The 16,694-nt window shown below is 41.9% G+C and carries 13 protein-coding genes; 2 read left to right on the top strand and 11 right to left on the bottom strand.

From position 1 onward, the window contains the following. Nucleotides 1–274 precede the first annotated feature (274 nt). The 6 genes from O3658_RS06615 to O3658_RS06590 all read right to left on the bottom strand — a co-directional run bounded on the left by O3658_RS06615 (nucleotide 275) and on the right by O3658_RS06590 (nucleotide 8,519). The gene (locus tag O3658_RS06615; RefSeq protein ID WP_371560217.1) at nucleotides 275–1,534 is read right to left on the bottom strand and encodes a TRZ/ATZ family protein; all 1,260 of its coding nucleotides are present in this window, start codon (nucleotides 1,532–1,534) and stop codon (nucleotides 275–277) included. Nucleotides 1,535–1,774: 240 nt separating this feature from the next. Then, nucleotides 1,775–3,523, bottom strand: a complete 1,749-nt coding sequence (locus O3658_RS06610; protein ID WP_371560215.1) for an ABC transporter ATP-binding protein — start codon at nucleotides 3,521–3,523, stop codon at nucleotides 1,775–1,777. A 1-nt stretch (nucleotide 3,524) separates the two neighbouring features. Then, complete coding sequence (locus O3658_RS06605; RefSeq protein ID WP_371560213.1) at nucleotides 3,525–5,249, bottom strand: ABC transporter ATP-binding protein; 1,725 nt, start codon at nucleotides 5,247–5,249, stop codon at nucleotides 3,525–3,527. 49 nt (nucleotides 5,250–5,298) lie between these two features. Continuing rightward, nucleotides 5,299–6,237 carry a peptide-methionine (R)-S-oxide reductase MsrB gene (gene msrB, locus O3658_RS06600; RefSeq protein WP_371560211.1) on the bottom strand — a complete coding sequence of 313 codons (939 nt, stop codon included), beginning with the start codon at nucleotides 6,235–6,237 and terminating at the stop codon, nucleotides 5,299–5,301. A gap of 124 nt (nucleotides 6,238–6,361) precedes the next feature. Next, the gene (thrB, locus tag O3658_RS06595; protein WP_371560209.1) at nucleotides 6,362–7,231 is read right to left on the bottom strand and encodes a homoserine kinase; all 870 of its coding nucleotides are present in this window, start codon (nucleotides 7,229–7,231) and stop codon (nucleotides 6,362–6,364) included. A 1-nt stretch (nucleotide 7,232) separates the two neighbouring features. Then, a complete protein-coding gene (locus O3658_RS06590) occupies nucleotides 7,233–8,519 on the bottom strand; it encodes a homoserine dehydrogenase (RefSeq protein ID WP_371560207.1) in 1,287 nt (428 codons plus the stop codon). Between the two features lie 364 nt (nucleotides 8,520–8,883). Here O3658_RS06590 and O3658_RS06585 point away from each other — a divergent pair, with 364 nt between their 5' ends. Then, nucleotides 8,884–9,837, top strand: coding sequence for an IS30 family transposase (locus O3658_RS06585; protein ID WP_371560204.1), 954 nt, complete (start codon nucleotides 8,884–8,886; stop codon nucleotides 9,835–9,837). A gap of 67 nt (nucleotides 9,838–9,904) precedes the next feature. Here O3658_RS06585 and yaaA read toward each other — a convergent pair whose 3' ends face one another. The 4 genes from yaaA to O3658_RS06565 all read right to left on the bottom strand — a co-directional run bounded on the left by yaaA (nucleotide 9,905) and on the right by O3658_RS06565 (nucleotide 14,234). Continuing rightward, nucleotides 9,905–10,627 carry a peroxide stress protein YaaA gene (yaaA, locus tag O3658_RS06580; RefSeq protein WP_371560202.1) on the bottom strand — a complete coding sequence of 241 codons (723 nt, stop codon included), beginning with the start codon at nucleotides 10,625–10,627 and terminating at the stop codon, nucleotides 9,905–9,907. A gap of 79 nt (nucleotides 10,628–10,706) precedes the next feature. Next, entirely contained in the window at nucleotides 10,707–10,871 is a 165-nt protein-coding gene (locus O3658_RS06575; RefSeq protein WP_371560221.1) for a DUF3953 domain-containing protein, read from the bottom strand. Nucleotides 10,872–11,029: 158 nt separating this feature from the next. Then, nucleotides 11,030–11,440: a peptide deformylase gene (locus O3658_RS06570; RefSeq protein ID WP_371560219.1), complete on the bottom strand. Its 411-nt coding sequence runs from the start codon at nucleotides 11,438–11,440 to the stop codon at nucleotides 11,030–11,032. 109 nt (nucleotides 11,441–11,549) lie between these two features. Then, nucleotides 11,550–14,234 (bottom strand): cation-translocating P-type ATPase, encoded by a 2,685-nt coding sequence (locus tag O3658_RS06565; protein WP_371560200.1) that lies wholly within the window; start codon nucleotides 14,232–14,234, stop codon nucleotides 11,550–11,552. A 266-nt stretch (nucleotides 14,235–14,500) separates the two neighbouring features. Here O3658_RS06565 and O3658_RS06560 point away from each other — a divergent pair, with 266 nt between their 5' ends. Continuing rightward, entirely contained in the window at nucleotides 14,501–15,691 is a 1,191-nt protein-coding gene (locus O3658_RS06560; RefSeq protein WP_371560198.1) for a cation diffusion facilitator family transporter, read from the top strand. A gap of 40 nt (nucleotides 15,692–15,731) precedes the next feature. Here the strand turns inward: O3658_RS06560 and scrK are convergent, their stop codons facing one another. Beyond that, on the bottom strand, nucleotides 15,732–16,619 hold the full coding sequence (gene scrK / locus O3658_RS06555) for a fructokinase ScrK (RefSeq protein ID WP_371560196.1): 888 nt from the start codon (nucleotides 16,617–16,619) through the stop codon (nucleotides 15,732–15,734). Nucleotides 16,620–16,694: the final 75 nt, after the last annotated feature.

Below are 16,694 nucleotides of genomic sequence, written 5' to 3'. Positions count from 1 at the left end.
TAGAATACTTATCACTCTATCACCCCCCTGTATCATCATGGACAAAAAACTATCTGATATACTTGACCTAGTTCGTGCAAGGATTAAAAGAGGATAAAGGTCTGTATCCCTCTCAAAAATGTTCAAATTAAATATTATGCAACAAAAAGAAGACTCGCAAAGTCTTCTTTTTTCTATACGGCCTACACAATAAATACTCACTCAATAAACTTGTTAGAGCTAATGAGGTCAAGACAACACCGACCTGGCTTTAAAAAATTAGAAAGAGTATCACTTACAAATCTACTGTTAGTACCTTCCCAGCTCTCACGACTTGCTCACCTGCAATGTAGACGTCATCAACATCACTCGATTTGACAGCATAAACTAAATGAGAAAGCATGTTTTCTTGAGGTTGGAGATGGATTTTTCCTTTGGGCTGGATGACGAGAAAATCGGCTTGCTTGCCAACTTCTAGACTACCAATCTCATCTTCCATTCCCAATACCTTAGCTCCTTCAATCGTCAGTGCCTTTAGGGCAGTTTCAATTGGAAATTGGCTAGCATCTCCACTCTTCATTTTCTGTAAAAGGGCTGCAGTGCGTCCTTCCTCAAACATATCAAGGTTGTTATTAGAAGCAACCGAGTCCGTCGCGATACCAACTGGCACTCCAGCCTTTTGAAGTTGGATAATCGGTGCAATCCCTGAAGCTAGTTTGAGGTTGCTGATAGGATTGTGGGCGATAGCGACTTGCGAATCTGCCAAGCGGGTAATTTCTGCTTCATTTAACTCCACACCGTGAGCAAATACAGCCTGATGATCTAAATACCCAAGTTCATCTAGAAAGGCTATTGGACGTTTGCCATAACGTTTCAGGATAATCCCTGACTCTTCTTTTGTTTCTGCCACATGAATATGAAGTGGAATATCTTCTTTTTTTGCTAGGTTCAAACTAGCCTCTAACAATTCTCGACTACAACTGTAGGGCGAATGAGGAGCCACCATAACCTTGAAATTGGGATCCTGATAGCCTTTGATTGTCCCGATGACAGCACGAGTTTTTGCTATAGTCTCATCTGTGGTCTCCATGTCTGAAGAAAAGAGAGTTGGAGAAAAATAGCAACGCATCTTGGATGCCTTGACTGCTTCATAAATCTTCTCTATCTCTACTCCATTCGGATTGTACATATCATTGAATGTTGTCGTTCCTGACTGGAGCATCTCTGTCAGCGCCTCTTTGACGGCTTTTGTAGTCATCTCTGGTGTGAATTCTGCTTCTGCTGGCCAGATATAGTCCTCCAGCCATTCGTGTAGATTGCTATCATCACGAATCCCCCTCAAGCCTGTCATGGCAGAGTGGGTATGGCAGTTAACCAAACCAGGCATAATCCAAGCACCCTGATAGTCTATGATTTGATCTGCTTGCTTGAAAATTTCTTGATTTTCCTGACCGACATAGACGATTTGAGAATTTTCAAGAGCTAAGATACCATCCACGTAAACATGGAAATCTTGGTCACAAGTCACGATATTTACATGCTGAAAGACTTTCATCAATAGGCTCCTTTTCTAAATTATACTCTTCGAAAATCAAATTCAAACCACGTCAGCTTTATCTGCAACCTCAAAGCCGTGCTTTGAGCAACCTGCGGCTAGCTTCCTAGTTTGCTCTTTAATTTTCATTGAGTATTAGCTTTCATACTAGATAATTTTTCTAGCTATTGTAACAAAAAAGTCACCCGAAGGCAACTTTTATTCTGTATTTGCTTATTTGCTTTATAAACGATTAAAAGTCTATTCTGGACTAAAAGCAGCTGCTTCTTGCATTTGATAGTATTTGCCTTTTCTAGCCATGAGTTCCTGATGATTGCCATACTCGACAATATCTCCATCCACCAAGACAAGAATCAAATCAGCATCCTGAATGGTTGACAAACGGTGGGCGATGATGAAACTTGTCCGCCCCTTCATGAGTTTGGCAAAGGCATCCTGAACCAAAACCTCTGTCCGGGTATCGATGGATGAAGTCGCCTCATCTAAGATAAGAATCTTAGGAATGGCTAGAAAGACACGGGCAATAGTTAAAAGCTGAGCCTGACCAACAGACAAGGATTCCCCTGCATTTTCAAGCTTGGTATCATATCCCTGTGGCAACTGTTGGATAAAGAAATCTGCGTTGGCTGCCTTAGCTGCTGCAATAACCTGCTCTCGGCTAGCATCAGGATTGCCAAAGGCAATATTGTCATGAATGCTTCCTTGCTTGAGCCAAGTTTCTTGAAGCACCATTCCAAACTGCTGTCGAAGAGAAGCTCGAGTATAGTCATAAATGGAATGACCATCTAGCAAAATATCTCCAGAGTTAATCGGGTAAAAACGCATGAGGAGATTAATGATGGTAGACTTCCCAGCACCCGTTGGTCCTACGATAGCAACCTTACTACCAGCTGGAATATCAATAGACAAGTCCTTAATCAAGATTTTTTCTGGAGTATAGCCAAAAGAAACATGCTTAAAGGAAATAGCTCCTTTGACTTGGTCGCTGTTCAAGACTTCAAGACCTGTTTCTCTAATCTCAGGGCTTTCTAAAACAGTATAAACACGTTCTGCACAAGCCAAGGCACTTTGCAACTCAGCTAAGACCGATGAAATATCATTAAAAGGCTTAGTGTACTGCTGCACATAGTTCAAAAAGGTCACTAAACGTCCAACTGTCAAAGTAGAGCCCATCATGATACGGAAAGCACCAACTCCAGCAAGAAGGGCATAAATAAGGGCATTTACAAAACGGGTTGAAGGATTGACTGTCGAAGAATAAAAGATAGCCGACTGAGAATATCCTGCATAAGTATCGTTTGCCTCATGGAGTTTTTGGATAAATTCTTCCTGGGCATTGAAGGATTGGATGATAGTCTGCTGGGTAAGCGACTCCTCAATCAACTGGGTTTGAATCCCTCTAGTCTCCGTCTTTTTTTGAAAGAGATGGTAGGATCTCTTGGCAATAAAGCGTGAAATGACCATAGACAGAGGTGTTAAGAGCAGAACTAATAAAGTCATCAAAAGATGAATTTGAAGCATAGCAAGGATACTGACCAAAATCATCAGAACTCCGATGAAAAATTGGTTGAAAATCATATTCAATCCTGCTGCCAACTGTTCAATATCTGTCGTTACACGGCTGACCATTTCTCCGCTCCCCTGTCTGTCTACAAGGGCAATCGGGAGACGATGGAGTTTTTGAATGATTTTTTCACGTAAATCTCTGGTATAGGAGAAAATAAGACGGTTATAGAGGAGAGGATTGGCCCATTGTACCAGTGTATTTCCTATGACCACCAATATCATCTGGAGGAAAATCTGCCAAAACACCTGAGATGATCCCGTCACTAGGACTTGGTCAATTACCTGTCCAATCAAGATTGGAAGATAGATTGATAGGGCCACTTGAGCAATGGTTCCTAAGAAAGCCAGGAAAAGAAGGACGGGATGACTTGCTAAATCTTTTGCTAATCGTTTAAGGGTTTGACTTGCATGTTTGCCTTTCATTCTAGTCCTCCTTTCCATGTTGGGATGCATTGATTTCACGATAGACTTGACTAGATTTCATCAATTCCTCATGATTTCCGAGTGCTAATTGCTGACCTTTCTCTAAAAGAAGAATCTGCTCTGCAATCTTCAAGGTTGAAGTCCGTTGGGAAATCAAGAGTAAGCTCGTATTTGGCAAGTTCTCCTGAATGGCCTTTAGAAGATTGGACTCGGTGATGGTATCAAGGGCTGAAGTCGCATCATCCAGGATGAGAAATGGTGCTCGATGCAAGACTGCTCGGGCAATAGACAAGCGTTGCTTTTGTCCACCTGAAAAATTACGACCGCCTGCTTGGACTTCTGCGTCCAACTGACCTTCCTTTTCACTGACAAAGTCCTTGGCCTGAGCAATTTCCAAAGCCTTCCAGAGTTCTTGGTCCGAGACAGGCTCTTCCATACCCAGAGTCAAATTAGAACGAATAGTCCCTTTAAAGAGTTCAACCTTTTGAGGGACATAGGCTATCCAAGACCGCCATTGGGCCAGATCCCGAGGACTATGTCTAGCCTGATAGAGTGCCACTGTACCATTATCTGGTTTGTACAAACCAAGTAAAACCTGTACCAAGGTTGACTTACCAGAACCAGTTCCCCCAATGATCCCAAGAATTTCTCCTTGCTGCATATCAAAAGAAATATCCCTTAGCGAAGGTTGAGCTGCATCTGGGTAGGTAAAGGTCAAGTGACTAACTTGTAAAACTCGATGTCCAGATACTTTTCCTACATGAATCTCAGAATGAATATCTTCAGGTTTTTCAGCGAAGACTTCCTCAATGCGCTTAGCTGATATATAAGACTGGTTGAGTGAATTAATCAGCATGGCTAGTTTAATTAACTCTACCAAGATCTGTAAGAGATAGTTGATTAGGGCAATCAAGGCACCCTGACTGAGCCAGCCTCCTTGGATAGAAATATAGCCATTCCAGATAATCACCAGCAGAGTTCCGTTGACGATCAAATAGGTCAAGGGTGTCAAGAGACTAGACCAGTAGCCTGTTTTCATTTGGATAGCCATATAGACTTGGTTTAGTACTTGAAAATGTTCAATTTCTCGTTTTTCTTGGCCAAAAGCATGAATCACACGCATGCCTTGTATCTGTTGGCGTGTCTCCTGAACCAGCTGGTCTGTTTTCTTTCTCAAACTACTGTAGAGAGGATTGACCAAACGTGATAAAACGACAATGACAAAGGTCAAAATGGCAACCATGACCAAAAACCAAAAGGTCAATTCAGGCGAGAGACGATATGCCATGAAAATGGCACCGAAAACAATAATAGGAGCCCTTAAAAATAAGCGCAAGAATTGATTGATTCCCGTTTGAATCTGGTAGGTATCTGAAGTCAAACGCGTCACCAAACTCGAAGTCGTCAAACGGTCTCGACTATCCTTTGGCAAGGAGAGAATATGACGATAGAGGTCATTGGTCAACTCCTTGGTAAATCCGACTGCTGCCTTGGCTGAGTAAAACTGGGCTACTAAAGCAACCAAAACACCAATAACTGCAAACACAAAGAGGAGGCCCATTTGCATCCACAGATGACCCTGATCTTTTTGAGGGATGGATTGGTCAACAATCCCAGCTATCACCATGGGGACCAAGAGTTCAAAAACAGCTTCTAGCAACTTAAACAGGGGCGCTAGTAAAGACTCCTTAATGTAGGGTTTAAAGTAAGAAAGTAAGTGTTTCATAAGTCCCTTCTATTTTCAAAATGAAGAAGGTGGAAAAACCACCATCTTTTTATTTGTTCAAATATGGAAGTAGGTAGCCATAACCAGCCTCTTCCATTTCATCCTTAGCAATGAATCGTAGAGAGGCAGAATTAATACAATAGCGTAAACCACCTAGTTCCTGAGGCCCGTCTGTAAAGACATGACCCAAGTGGGCATTACCCGAACGTGACCGAACTTCGATTCGCTCCATTCCATGACTCAAGTCTTTGTAGTAATGAATGAGTTCCTTGGAAATTGGTCGGCTAAAGCTTGGCCAACCACAGCCTGAGGCAAACTTATCCTTAGCAAAGAAAAGAGGCTCACCAGTCGTGATATCAACATAAATTCCTTCCTCAAAAGTTTGGTCGTAGGCATTTCTAAAGGGAGCTTCCGTCGCAGCTTCTTGAGTAACTCTATAAGACTCTTCTGACAAATTCTCTCGTAAAACTGCCTGACTAGGTTTTTCATAGTTGGCGGCATCTATCAGTGGTTTCTCAGCATCCCTCACATCAATGTGGCAATAGCCACCAGGATTTTTCTTGAGGTAGTCTTGGTGATAGTCCTCAGCCAGGATATAGTGACGGAGTTTCTCCACTTCTACCGCTATCTTGCGACCGAGCATGCGCTCCTGCTCTTGGACAAGAGCATAGATAGTCGGCAAATCCTCTTCATCTAGGTAATAAATCCCTGTGCGGTACTGACGACCACGGTCATTTCCTTGTTGATTGACAGACAGTGGATCAATGACTCGGAAATGATAGAGTAGAATCTCACGGAGGGACACCACCTTTTCATCATAGATAACTTGCACAGTCTCTGCATGATCTGTTTCTTTGATTAATTGATAATTAGTAGTTTCTACTTGACCATTAGCATAACCAACACTGGTTTGCAACACTCCAGAAATTCTGGAAAAATATTCTTCCAAACCCCAAAAACAACCGCCTGCTAGATATATTTCTGCCATTTCAAATCCTCCTTGACCATCTATCGGTCAGCAAAAGTGGGAAACATTTCATATCCCATCTTTCATTTTCAAAAAAAGGATAGGAAGCCCTCTAATAGAGAGTTTCCCCATCCTATCGCAATATTTATTTTTCTTCGACGCGCACGCCTTGTGTGTCTACTTGCAAATCATGAAGCTTGCCTTTGAACGGTTGTTTTTCAAGCTCTGCCTTAATCTTCGGCATCTTATCAGGATCAGCTAGAACCATGACAGTAGGCCCAGCGCCAGACAAGTAGGTCGCATAAGCACCGTTTCTCTTGGCAACTTTTTTAATTGTCGCAAATTCTCGAACCAAATCTTGACGATAACGCTCGTGGAAAAGGTCACTCTCGATAGCTTGACCAGCTTTGACCATATCTCCTGTCAATAGAGCTGCGATAGCCACATTGGCTATTGAACTTGCTGCAACAGCTTCCTTGTATGATAATTTCTTAGGCAAGACACCACGACTATCGCGAGTTCGCAATTCATAGTTTGGAATATAAGCTAGGAAAGCACACTCTGGGAAAGACGCCACAACAGCTGAAATCTGACCTTCGACTGAGCTTGCAATGACCAGATTTCCGTAGATGGCTGGGGCAACATTATCAGGATGCCCTTCAATCTTAGTCGCCAATTGCAATTTGTCATGATCGCTTAATTTAAGATTTCCTAATTGATTTGCCAGTTCAATCCCTGCAACGATGACAGAGCTCGATGAACCAAGTCCACGTGCAAGAGGAATATCACTAATCATTTTCAAACGTCGTGGTTGTAGGTCTGGAACAATTTGTAGAGCAATTTTCAGCAAAAGATTACGTTCATCACGCGGAATCCATTTGCCTAGTTGGTGCTCAATCATCCATTCTTCGCGTTCCTCACAAACCTGAATTTCTAGATACTTCGTTACAGCTACACCAACCGAGTCAAAACCTGGACCCACATTGGCACTTGTAGCAGGTACAATAATCTTCATCTTAGTCTCCTAAAACCTTGAAGGTATTGAGAAGTTCAAACTCAGCTACCGCCTTCAAAGCGTCTGTAATATTTTCAAGTTGCGCCTTGTTGATCTTATGGCTGATGATAACAACACGAGCCTTGCCTTCTTGCTTGCCATCTTGTAGGATTTGCTTGAAAGAAATATCTTCTGCATTAAAGAGTTCAGCCAATTTCAAGACTTGACCTTTTGAGTCTGGAGCCAAGATTGAGAAATAGTAGTTGGCTTTGACATCTTCTGGCTGAGCCAAAACAAGGTCACGATGGTATTCGTTGAAGGCTTTTCCAATGGTACCGTCATTCAAACGACGAACGATACGAACGATATCAGCTACGACACTCGTTGCAGTTGGTTTTTGTCCAGCACCTGGTCCATAGTACATCGATTCACCAATCCCTATAGACTCTACAAAGACTGCATTCATAACACCATTGACACTTGCAAGTGGGTGAGCCTTAGGAAGGAAGGTTGGAGTAACCTCAGCAGCGATTCCAGAAGCTGTTTCTTCGATAGAACCTACCAACTTAACCACATACCCAAGATCTTGGGCAACTGCCACATCCTCTGGAGTGATATTGCGGATTCCTTGATGGGCCACATCTTCAAATTTGACATTCATTCCAAATGCAAACTGGCTAAGGATGACCATCTTGTAGGCTGCATCAATCCCATCAACGTCATTTGTAGGATCACTTTCAGCAAAGCCAAGTCGTTGAGCTTCAGCAAGGGCGTCAGCGTAAGACCAGCCTTCTTCTACCATTTTGGTCATCATGAAGTTTGATGTGCCATTGACAACACCAAGAACACGTGTGATTTTGTCTGATGCTAGTGAGTTAACCAAGGTACGAAGGATTGGAATTCCTCCCGCAACAGCTGCTTCATAGTAAAGAGCAACATTATGAGCTTTGGCAATCTCAAGCAATTCTGCACCATGAACAGCCAAAAGGTCCTTGTTGGCTGTCACAACGTGCTTCCCTGCTTCTAAAGCACGAGTGATAAATGTTTTAGCAGGTTCGATACGTCCCATCAACTCAACAACGATCGTAATGTCTTTGTCTGACAAGATTTCATCGATATTTGTTACAAAATTAAAATCATTTCCTGCTTCAAGCAAGCGTGCTTTTTCTTGATCGTCTTTGACCAAAACTTTAGCTACTTCAATTTCTGACTGAGCCGCTTGAACGATTTTTTCTCTATTTTCCTTTAGCAAGAATGGCACACCACTGGCTACTGTACCAAATCCAAGTAAAGCAATCTTAACTGACATGTTTGTCTCCTCGAAATTTTCTAATAGTCCTATTATACCAAAATTGTGAGAAAATTCCTACCATTCTGAACTAAAAATAGAAGCGTCAAATCATAAAAAAGCCTGCTAAAAGTTCTATAATGAAGTTAGCCACCCAGCCTTCCTAAAAATTAGATACTTCAACTAGCTTATAGCTAGTCCTCGATTTCATTTGATAAGAGGCTTGATGCTGTTAGGCTGGCGAGCCAAGGCTAAGACTAGCCTTGGTTTAGCTGACGAAACAGCTTCAAGGGCCCCTATTGTCAAATGAAAGCTAATTATAGGCATAAGAAAACACCTCTGTGTTATACTTGTTGTTCACCACAAACACAAGAAAGGCACAGAGATGCAAGACAATTATACTACAAAAGGTAAACATTTGACAATCGATAGCCGTCGCTTAATCGAACGATGGAAAAAAGAAGGAAAATCAAATAGAGAAATTGCCTCTCTACTTGGAAAATCTCCTCAAACTATCCACACTGAAATCAAGCGTGGGACAGTCCTACAATGTCTTGAAAAAGGGCGCTTCAAAAAGGTTTATTCTGCCGACTATGCTCAACGATCTTATGAAAGCAATCGCAAGCGATCGGTCAAGAAATTAAGCTTAACCAAGGAACTAAAGGAAAAGATTCTCCACTATCATAAGCAAAAGTTTTCTCCTGAAATGATGGTCAAGGCTAAGGAGGTTAACGTGGGCATTTCTACCATCTACTACTGGATTCATCATGGAAAATTGGGGTTAACCAAACAGAATCTGCTTTATCCTAGAAAAGGAAAATCTGTTAAGAAACAAGCTAGCACCAATTTTAAACCCGCTGGTCAATCTATCGAACAGAGGCCTGAAGCTATTAATCTGCGATTGGAAAATGGGCATTATGAGATTGATACGGTTCTGCTTACAAGAGCGAAAAACTATTGTTTACTGGTCTTAACTGATCGAAAGACTAGGCATCAAATCATCCGATTAATTCCAAATAAAAGCGCTGAGTCGGTCAATCAGGCTCTAAAACTCATCTTAAAACAGCATCAAATTCTTTCCATCACGGCAGATAATGGAACGGAATTCAATCGCTTATCCGATGTGTTTTCTAAGGAACATATCTATTATGCACACCCCTATGCCTCTTGGGAAAGGGGAACTAATGAGAATCACAACAGGCTCATTCGTAGATGGTTACCTAAAGGAACTAAGAAAACGACTCCCAAAGAAGTCGCATTCATCGAAAAGTGGATTAATAACTATCCTAAAAAATGCTTGAACTACAAGTCCCCTAGAGAATTGCTTCTTGCTGGCTAACTTGAACTTGAAATTTAGCATAAAAAAGCCTGCCCTGATACAACCTAGGACAGACTCTATTTTCAATCTATTTCACAAAAGCCAATTCCTTGCCAGTAGACAGGTCTTCTCGATAGTGGAAACCTGCAAAGCTGAGCTTTTTGATTTCTTCTACCGAAGTCACCTGATTTTCCATCAAGGCTGTTAAGAAAGCACCCCTAGCTTTCTTTGAAATGGTTGAGTGGACTTTAAGTTTTCCATCTCTGTCTTCCATAAACTTGAAAGTCACCATTTGCTCGCGAACCTCTTTAGGGAAAACAGTTTCAAATTCCGAAGACAAGAGTGAAAAGATTAGTTCTTCACCCTTCACCGACTCTTCATAAGCTGACTGCCAGTGACTTTTCAGGCTTTTCCCAGCGATTTTAAGCTTCATCAAAAAGTCCAGTCTGTGAGGTGCAATCGGTGCATAGGCTGGAATCACACCGTAAAGAGCTGACGTTATCATGAGGTGTTTCTCCAGATAGGCTTGTTCAGCCTTGCTTAGATTGTCCCTTTTGATGTTGCGATACATAAGTCCATCAAAGAGGTACAAGGCTGGATAGTTTCTAGCCGTTCCATTTTTCAAGGCTTGGATATGGCCATACTCCTCTTGCGCTTTATCGGCAGAGATTTTGTAAAAACTCTCTAGTTCTTGGGCAGAATATCTAACTAATTCATCCAGAACAGCCTGACTCTCAGGACTCAAGGGATTTGCATCTAAACTAGGGATTTCAGTGTTCATTTCTTTTGCGGTTGGGATTAGAATTTTCATAGTTTTAGTGTAGCATATTTTTTTAGGACTACCAAGGATTTGAGCCTAAAAACCTCGGTTAATACCGAGGCTTCTTTGCTTATTTTGGCAATCCTAACCAGATTGCAAAGAGAACTAGTGCTTTCCCAAGGCAGCTTGTCAAGATAGATGACAGATTAAACTTTTTCTCCTTTAGATGAGAAAATCCTATCTTCAAAGCTAAAAGACCAAGCAACATCGAACCAATCATCAGATAAAATCCCATTTGACTGTCCTCCATTTATTATTCTTTCATCCATTATCACAAATTTTAAACAAGATTACAAGAAAAACGAGGTTGTTTCCTTAAACTTGAAGGTTTTGAGATAGTTAACCTTACCAACTTAACCTTCAAAGGATTGACACTTCTCTTGGAAAACAAGTCTATATGATAATCCCTTCCAAATGATCCAATTCATGTTGACAGATCTGAGCTGGAAAACCCGTCAGGGTAATGGTCTGTTCTTTCCAATGAACATCTCTATAGGATACGGTAATTTTTTCATACCTGGTTGTTGGTCTCACGCCTGTCAAAGACAAACAACCTTCCTCGGTCTCGTAAGGCCCTTCAAAAGACTTGAGAACCGGATTAAACATAACCATAGGAATCATGCCAATATTAAAAATAATCACGCGCTTTTGCACCCCAATCATATTGGCTGCTAGTCCTACACAGCTTTCACGATTAGCTAGCAGGGTGTCCTGCAAATCCTTTGCCAGGGGTAAATCTTCCTGACTAGCAGGCTGGGATACCTGAGACAAAAACATCATATCTTTTACAATTTTCTTTTCCAAGATTCTTTCCTCCATACCATATCAGTCTACTTGATTATATCACAAAATCTTTGTCAGTTTATCTTATATAAAAGCAAAAAAGCCATCCGAAGATGACTTTTCATAGTGCTTAAATAGCGTTTTTATCTTTTCCGAGTGCTCGTTGGATTGCCTTAACAATCTCAACAAGGACCACAATCATAAGTGCTCCTACAGCAACCACTATCCATTGAGTCAAGCTCAAATGTGAAACGTGGAAGAGGCTGTTAAATCCTGGAACCACAATCGTAGCCATCAAGAGGATGAAGGCAACTGGGATTGACCAGTTAAAGGTCTTATTCTTGAAGAGTCCAACCGTAAAGATTGATTGGTAAACAGACTTGACGTTAAAGGCATGGAGCAATTGGATCAAACCAAGAGTTGCAAAGGCCATTGTAAGGGCATCTGCGTGGATTTCACTTTGAACTTGATGCTCTGGGAAGAGAATTGCCCAACCATAAACACCAAGAACCAGCATGGTTTGGAAGATACCTTGATACATGATAGCTCCGAAGACACCACCATCAAAGAAGTTAGACTTACGTCCACGAGGTTTGTGGGTCATCACGCCTGGCTCAGCTGGTTCCACACCAAGAGCGATGGCTGGAAGAGTATCTGTTACCAAGTTAATCCAAAGAAGATGTACCGGTTGCAACACATCCCAACCAAAGAGGGTTGCAAAGAAGATGGTGAAGACTTCAGCCATATTGGCAGACAAGAGGTATTGGATAGATTTTTGGATATTTGAGAAGACCTTACGTCCTTCTTCAACCGCTACGATAATGGTTGCGAAGTTGTCATCTGCAAGGACCATATCAGAAGCTCCCTTAGAAACCTCTGTACCTGTAATCCCCATACCGATACCGATATCAGCTGTCTTAAGTGATGGTGCATCGTTAACCCCATCACCAGTCATAGCAACAACCTTGCCTTCTTTTTGCCATGCTTTCACGATACGAACTTTGTGTTCAGGAGACACACGAGCATAAACAGAGTATTGCTTGAAGACTTTTTGGAATTCTTCATCAGTGAGTTCATTCAACTCAGCACCCGTGAAAACATGGTCTTCTGTATCATTTGGATCGATGATTCCAAGACGTTTGGCAATGGCTTCTGCTGTATCTTGGTGGTCACCCGTGATCATGATTGGACGGATACCTGCTTCCTTAGCGACACGGACAGCTTCTGCTGCTTCTGGACGCTCAGGGTCAATCATGCCGACTAAACCAGAGAAGATAAGGTCAGACTCAACAATTTCAGATTCCAAGGTTGGAATTTCCTTGCTTGTCTTATAAGCCATCATCAAGACACGAAGGGCTTGTTTAGCCAAGTCTTTGTTGGTAGCAAGGATAGCTTGTTTGTCTTCTTCTGTGATTGGACGAACTTCACCATTGACTTCAATACGTGTCACACGTTTGAGCAATTGGTCAGGGGCACCCTTGACAGCGATAAAGTATGAACCATCTGCTTCTTTATGGATGGTAGACATAAGCTTACGGTCTGAGTCAAATGGCAATTCTGCCACACGTGGCTCATCCTTCAAGATTTCACGGACGTCAAAGTTGTGGTCTAAACCAAACTGTACAAGAGCTGTCTCCGTTGGGTCACCAATCAATTTACCAGATAGGTCCACCTTTGTATCATTGGCAAAGTTCATGATACGGAGGGTATTGTTGCTAGCAGCAATCTCAGCTGCTGAGCTTTGCAATTGACCGTTAGTATAGACTTTTTCAACAGTCATTTGGTTCATAGTCAAGGTACCTGTTTTATCAGATGCGATGATTTCTGTTGAACCAAGTGTTTCAACCGCTGGTAATTTACGAACAATTGAATTACGTTTAGCAAGGGTTGTTGTTCCCAAAGATAGAACGATGGTTACAATGGCAGGGAGTCCTTCTGGAATCGCAGCAACCGCAAGAGCAACCGCAACCATCAAGCCTTCTAACGGATGTTCACCACGAACGAATACACCAACTAAGAAAGTGATAATCGCAATCACAACGATTAAGTAAGTCAAGGCTTTAGATAATTGTTCCAAGCTTTGCTTCAATGGTGTTTCTGTCTCATCGGCATTGGCCAACATATCCGCAATCTTACCAACTTCAGTATACATACCAGTGTTAGTCACGACACCAAGACCACGACCGTAAGTTACGTTTGAGTTTTGATAACCCATGTTAACACGGTCCCCGATACCAGCATCCGCTTCAACAAGTCCTGTCACATCTTTTTCAACTGGGACAGACTCCCCTGTAAGAGCTGCTTCTTCGATTTTAAGAGACGCCGCTTCAAGCAAACGCATATCAGCAGGAACTACATCTCCAGATTCTAGCAAGACGATGTCCCCAGGCACCAATTCTTTTGAGTCGATCTCAATGACATGACCATCACGACGAACACGGGCCATTGGGCTAGACATATTTTTCAGAGCCTCAATCGCTGCTTCTGCTTGACCTTCTTGGTAAACACCAAAGGCTGCATTCAGGACAACTACGGCCAAGATGATAATGGCATCTGTTAAACCGTCCATTCCTTCTGTAATGACAGAAAGTGCCGCTGCCGCTAGCAAGATGATGATCATCAAATCCTTAAATTGATCAAGGAATTTAGCTAGTAGGCTACGTTTTTCGCCCTCTTCTAACTCATTTCGACCATAAGTCGCTAAGCGTTCTTGAGCCTGGGCAGTTGACAAACCTTCAACAGATGAGTCCAAATTCTTTAGGACTTCCTCAGAAGATTGTGTGTAAAACAAATCTTTATTTTGTTCTTTTGACAAAACAGTCTCCTCCTTTTTGGTCTCTTTTTACAAAAAAAGAGACCTGTTTTTTAAAAAAACAAGTCTCGCTGTTTAATATAGTGCCGGAAATAATTCGTAATGACGACACTATCGCGGTTAACCGCCAGCTACTCCCTTGAGTAGTTCTATTATAACAGATTTTCAAAAGTTTTCAAGTACTGGAGTGGAGTGAGTCACCTCCATTTGAATTTTCCTTACAAAACCAGTATAATGATAGAATACAAAAATTCTAGGAAGAGAGTCAGATGAATCAATCAGTTTCAAACTTGAAATTAGCTGAGCGAGGTGCTATTATTAGCATCTTGACCTACCTTTTCTTGTCAGCAGCTAAGTTAGCAGCGGGCCACCTCCTTCACTCGTCCAGTTTGGTGGCGGATGGTTTCAACAACGTTTCTGATATCATCGGAAATGTTGCCCTCCTCATAGGGATTCGATTGGCCCGACAGCCAGCAGATAGAGACCATCGTTTCGGTCACTGGAAAATCGAGGACTTGGCAAGTCTTATCACCTCTATCATCATGTTCTATGTTGGTTTTGATGTCTTGCGAGATACCATTCAAAAGATTATCAGTCGCGAAGAAACTGTGATTGACCCACTTGGAGCGATTTTGGGAGTGATTTCTGCAGTGATTATGTTTGGAGTCTATCTCTACAACACTCACCTCAGCAAGCAATCCAAGTCTAAGGCACTGAAAGCAGCTGCCAAGGACAATCTATCAGATGCCGTCACCTCACTTGGAACCACCATCGCCATCCTAGCCAGCAGTTTTAACTTCCCTCTCGTGGATAAATTGGTTGCCATCGTTATCACCTTCTTTATCCTCAAGACTGCTTATGATATCTTTATTGAGTCATCCTTCAGTCTTTCAGATGGTTTTGATGAACATTTGTTGGAAGATTACCAAAAGGCTATCATGGAAATTCCTAAGATTAGCAAGGTCAAATCACAACGGGGTCGTACTTATGGAAGTAATATTTATCTAGACATTACTCTCGAGATGAATCCAGACCTCTCCGTTTTCGAAAGTCACGAAATTGCAGATCAGGTTGAATCCATGTTATCAGAACGCTTTGGCGTCTTTGATACCGATATTCATATCGAACCAGCACCGATTCCTGAGGATGAAATTCTTGATAATGTCTATAAAAAATTGCTCATGAGAGAGCAACTAATTGACCAAGGAAATCAATTGGAAGAATTACTGGCTGAAGATTTCATTTATATTCGCCAAGACGGACTAGAACTAGACAAGGAAGCCTATAAGGAGGAAAAAGAATTAACCACTGCTATCAAGGAGCTTCACTTAACGTCCATTAGTCAGAAGACAAAACTCATCCGCTATCAGATAGGTGATACTATTCATACAAGTATCTGGCGCAGACATGAAACTTGGCAAAATATATTCCATCAGGAAACGAAAATTGAAAAAGACTAAAGAAAGAGGCCGGGACAAATCTCGACCTCATTTTTTATACTTATTTTGCTACGCTCTTAGCAAGAACGAAGTTTCCAAGTGTAGCTGAACCATTACCTGCAACAGCTGGTGTTACGATATAGTCACGCACATCCGGAACTGGTAGGTAACCATTGAGCAAGGATGTGAATTTTTCACGTACACGGTCAAGCATGTGTTGTTGGGCCATAACACCACCACCAAAGACGATGACATCTGGACGGAAGGTTACAGTTGCATTTACAGCTGCTTGAGCGATATAGTAGGCTTGAACATCCCAAACAGAACTGTTGAGTTCGATGTTTTCACCACGAATTCCTGTACGAGCTTCTAAGCTTGGACCAGCCGCAAAACCTTCCAAACATCCTTTGTGGAAAGGACAAACACCGTTGAATTCTTTTTCAATATCCATTGGGTGTTTAGCCACATAATAGTGACCCATTTCAGGGTGACCCACACCACCGATAAACTCACCACGTTGGATAACACCTGCACCGATACCTGTACCGATTGTGTAGTAAACCAAGTTTTCGATACGACCACCAGCATTGTTACGGGCAACCACTTCACCGTAAGCCGAGCTGTTTACGTCTGTTGTGAAGTACATTGGCACGTTAAGGGCGCGACGAAGGGCACCAAGCAAGTCTACATTTGCCCAGTGAGGTTTTGGAGTTGTTGTGATAAAGCCATAAGTTTTTGAGTTTTTGTCAATATCAATGGGACCAAATGAACCAACTGCAAGACCAGCAAGGTTGTCGAATTTTGAAAAGAACTCAATAGTTTTATCGATTGTCTCGATAGGAGTTGTTGTTGGAAATTGTGTTTTTTCTACAATGTTAAAGTTTTCATCACCGACAGCACAGACAAATTTTGTACCGCCCGCTTCCAAGCTTCCATATAATTTTGTCATGATAAACCTCTAGTTTTTATTTTCTCTATTATAGCATAATTCCAGAAGGAAAGTTGCTCTATATTTTAGTTTTTC

This window comes from Streptococcus sp. 27098_8_69 (genome assembly GCF_041432445.1).
Lineage (GTDB): Bacteria > Bacillota > Bacilli > Lactobacillales > Streptococcaceae > Streptococcus.
Note: the sequence above shows the minus strand (reverse complement) of the source record. Positions and strands in the feature narration are given on the sequence as shown.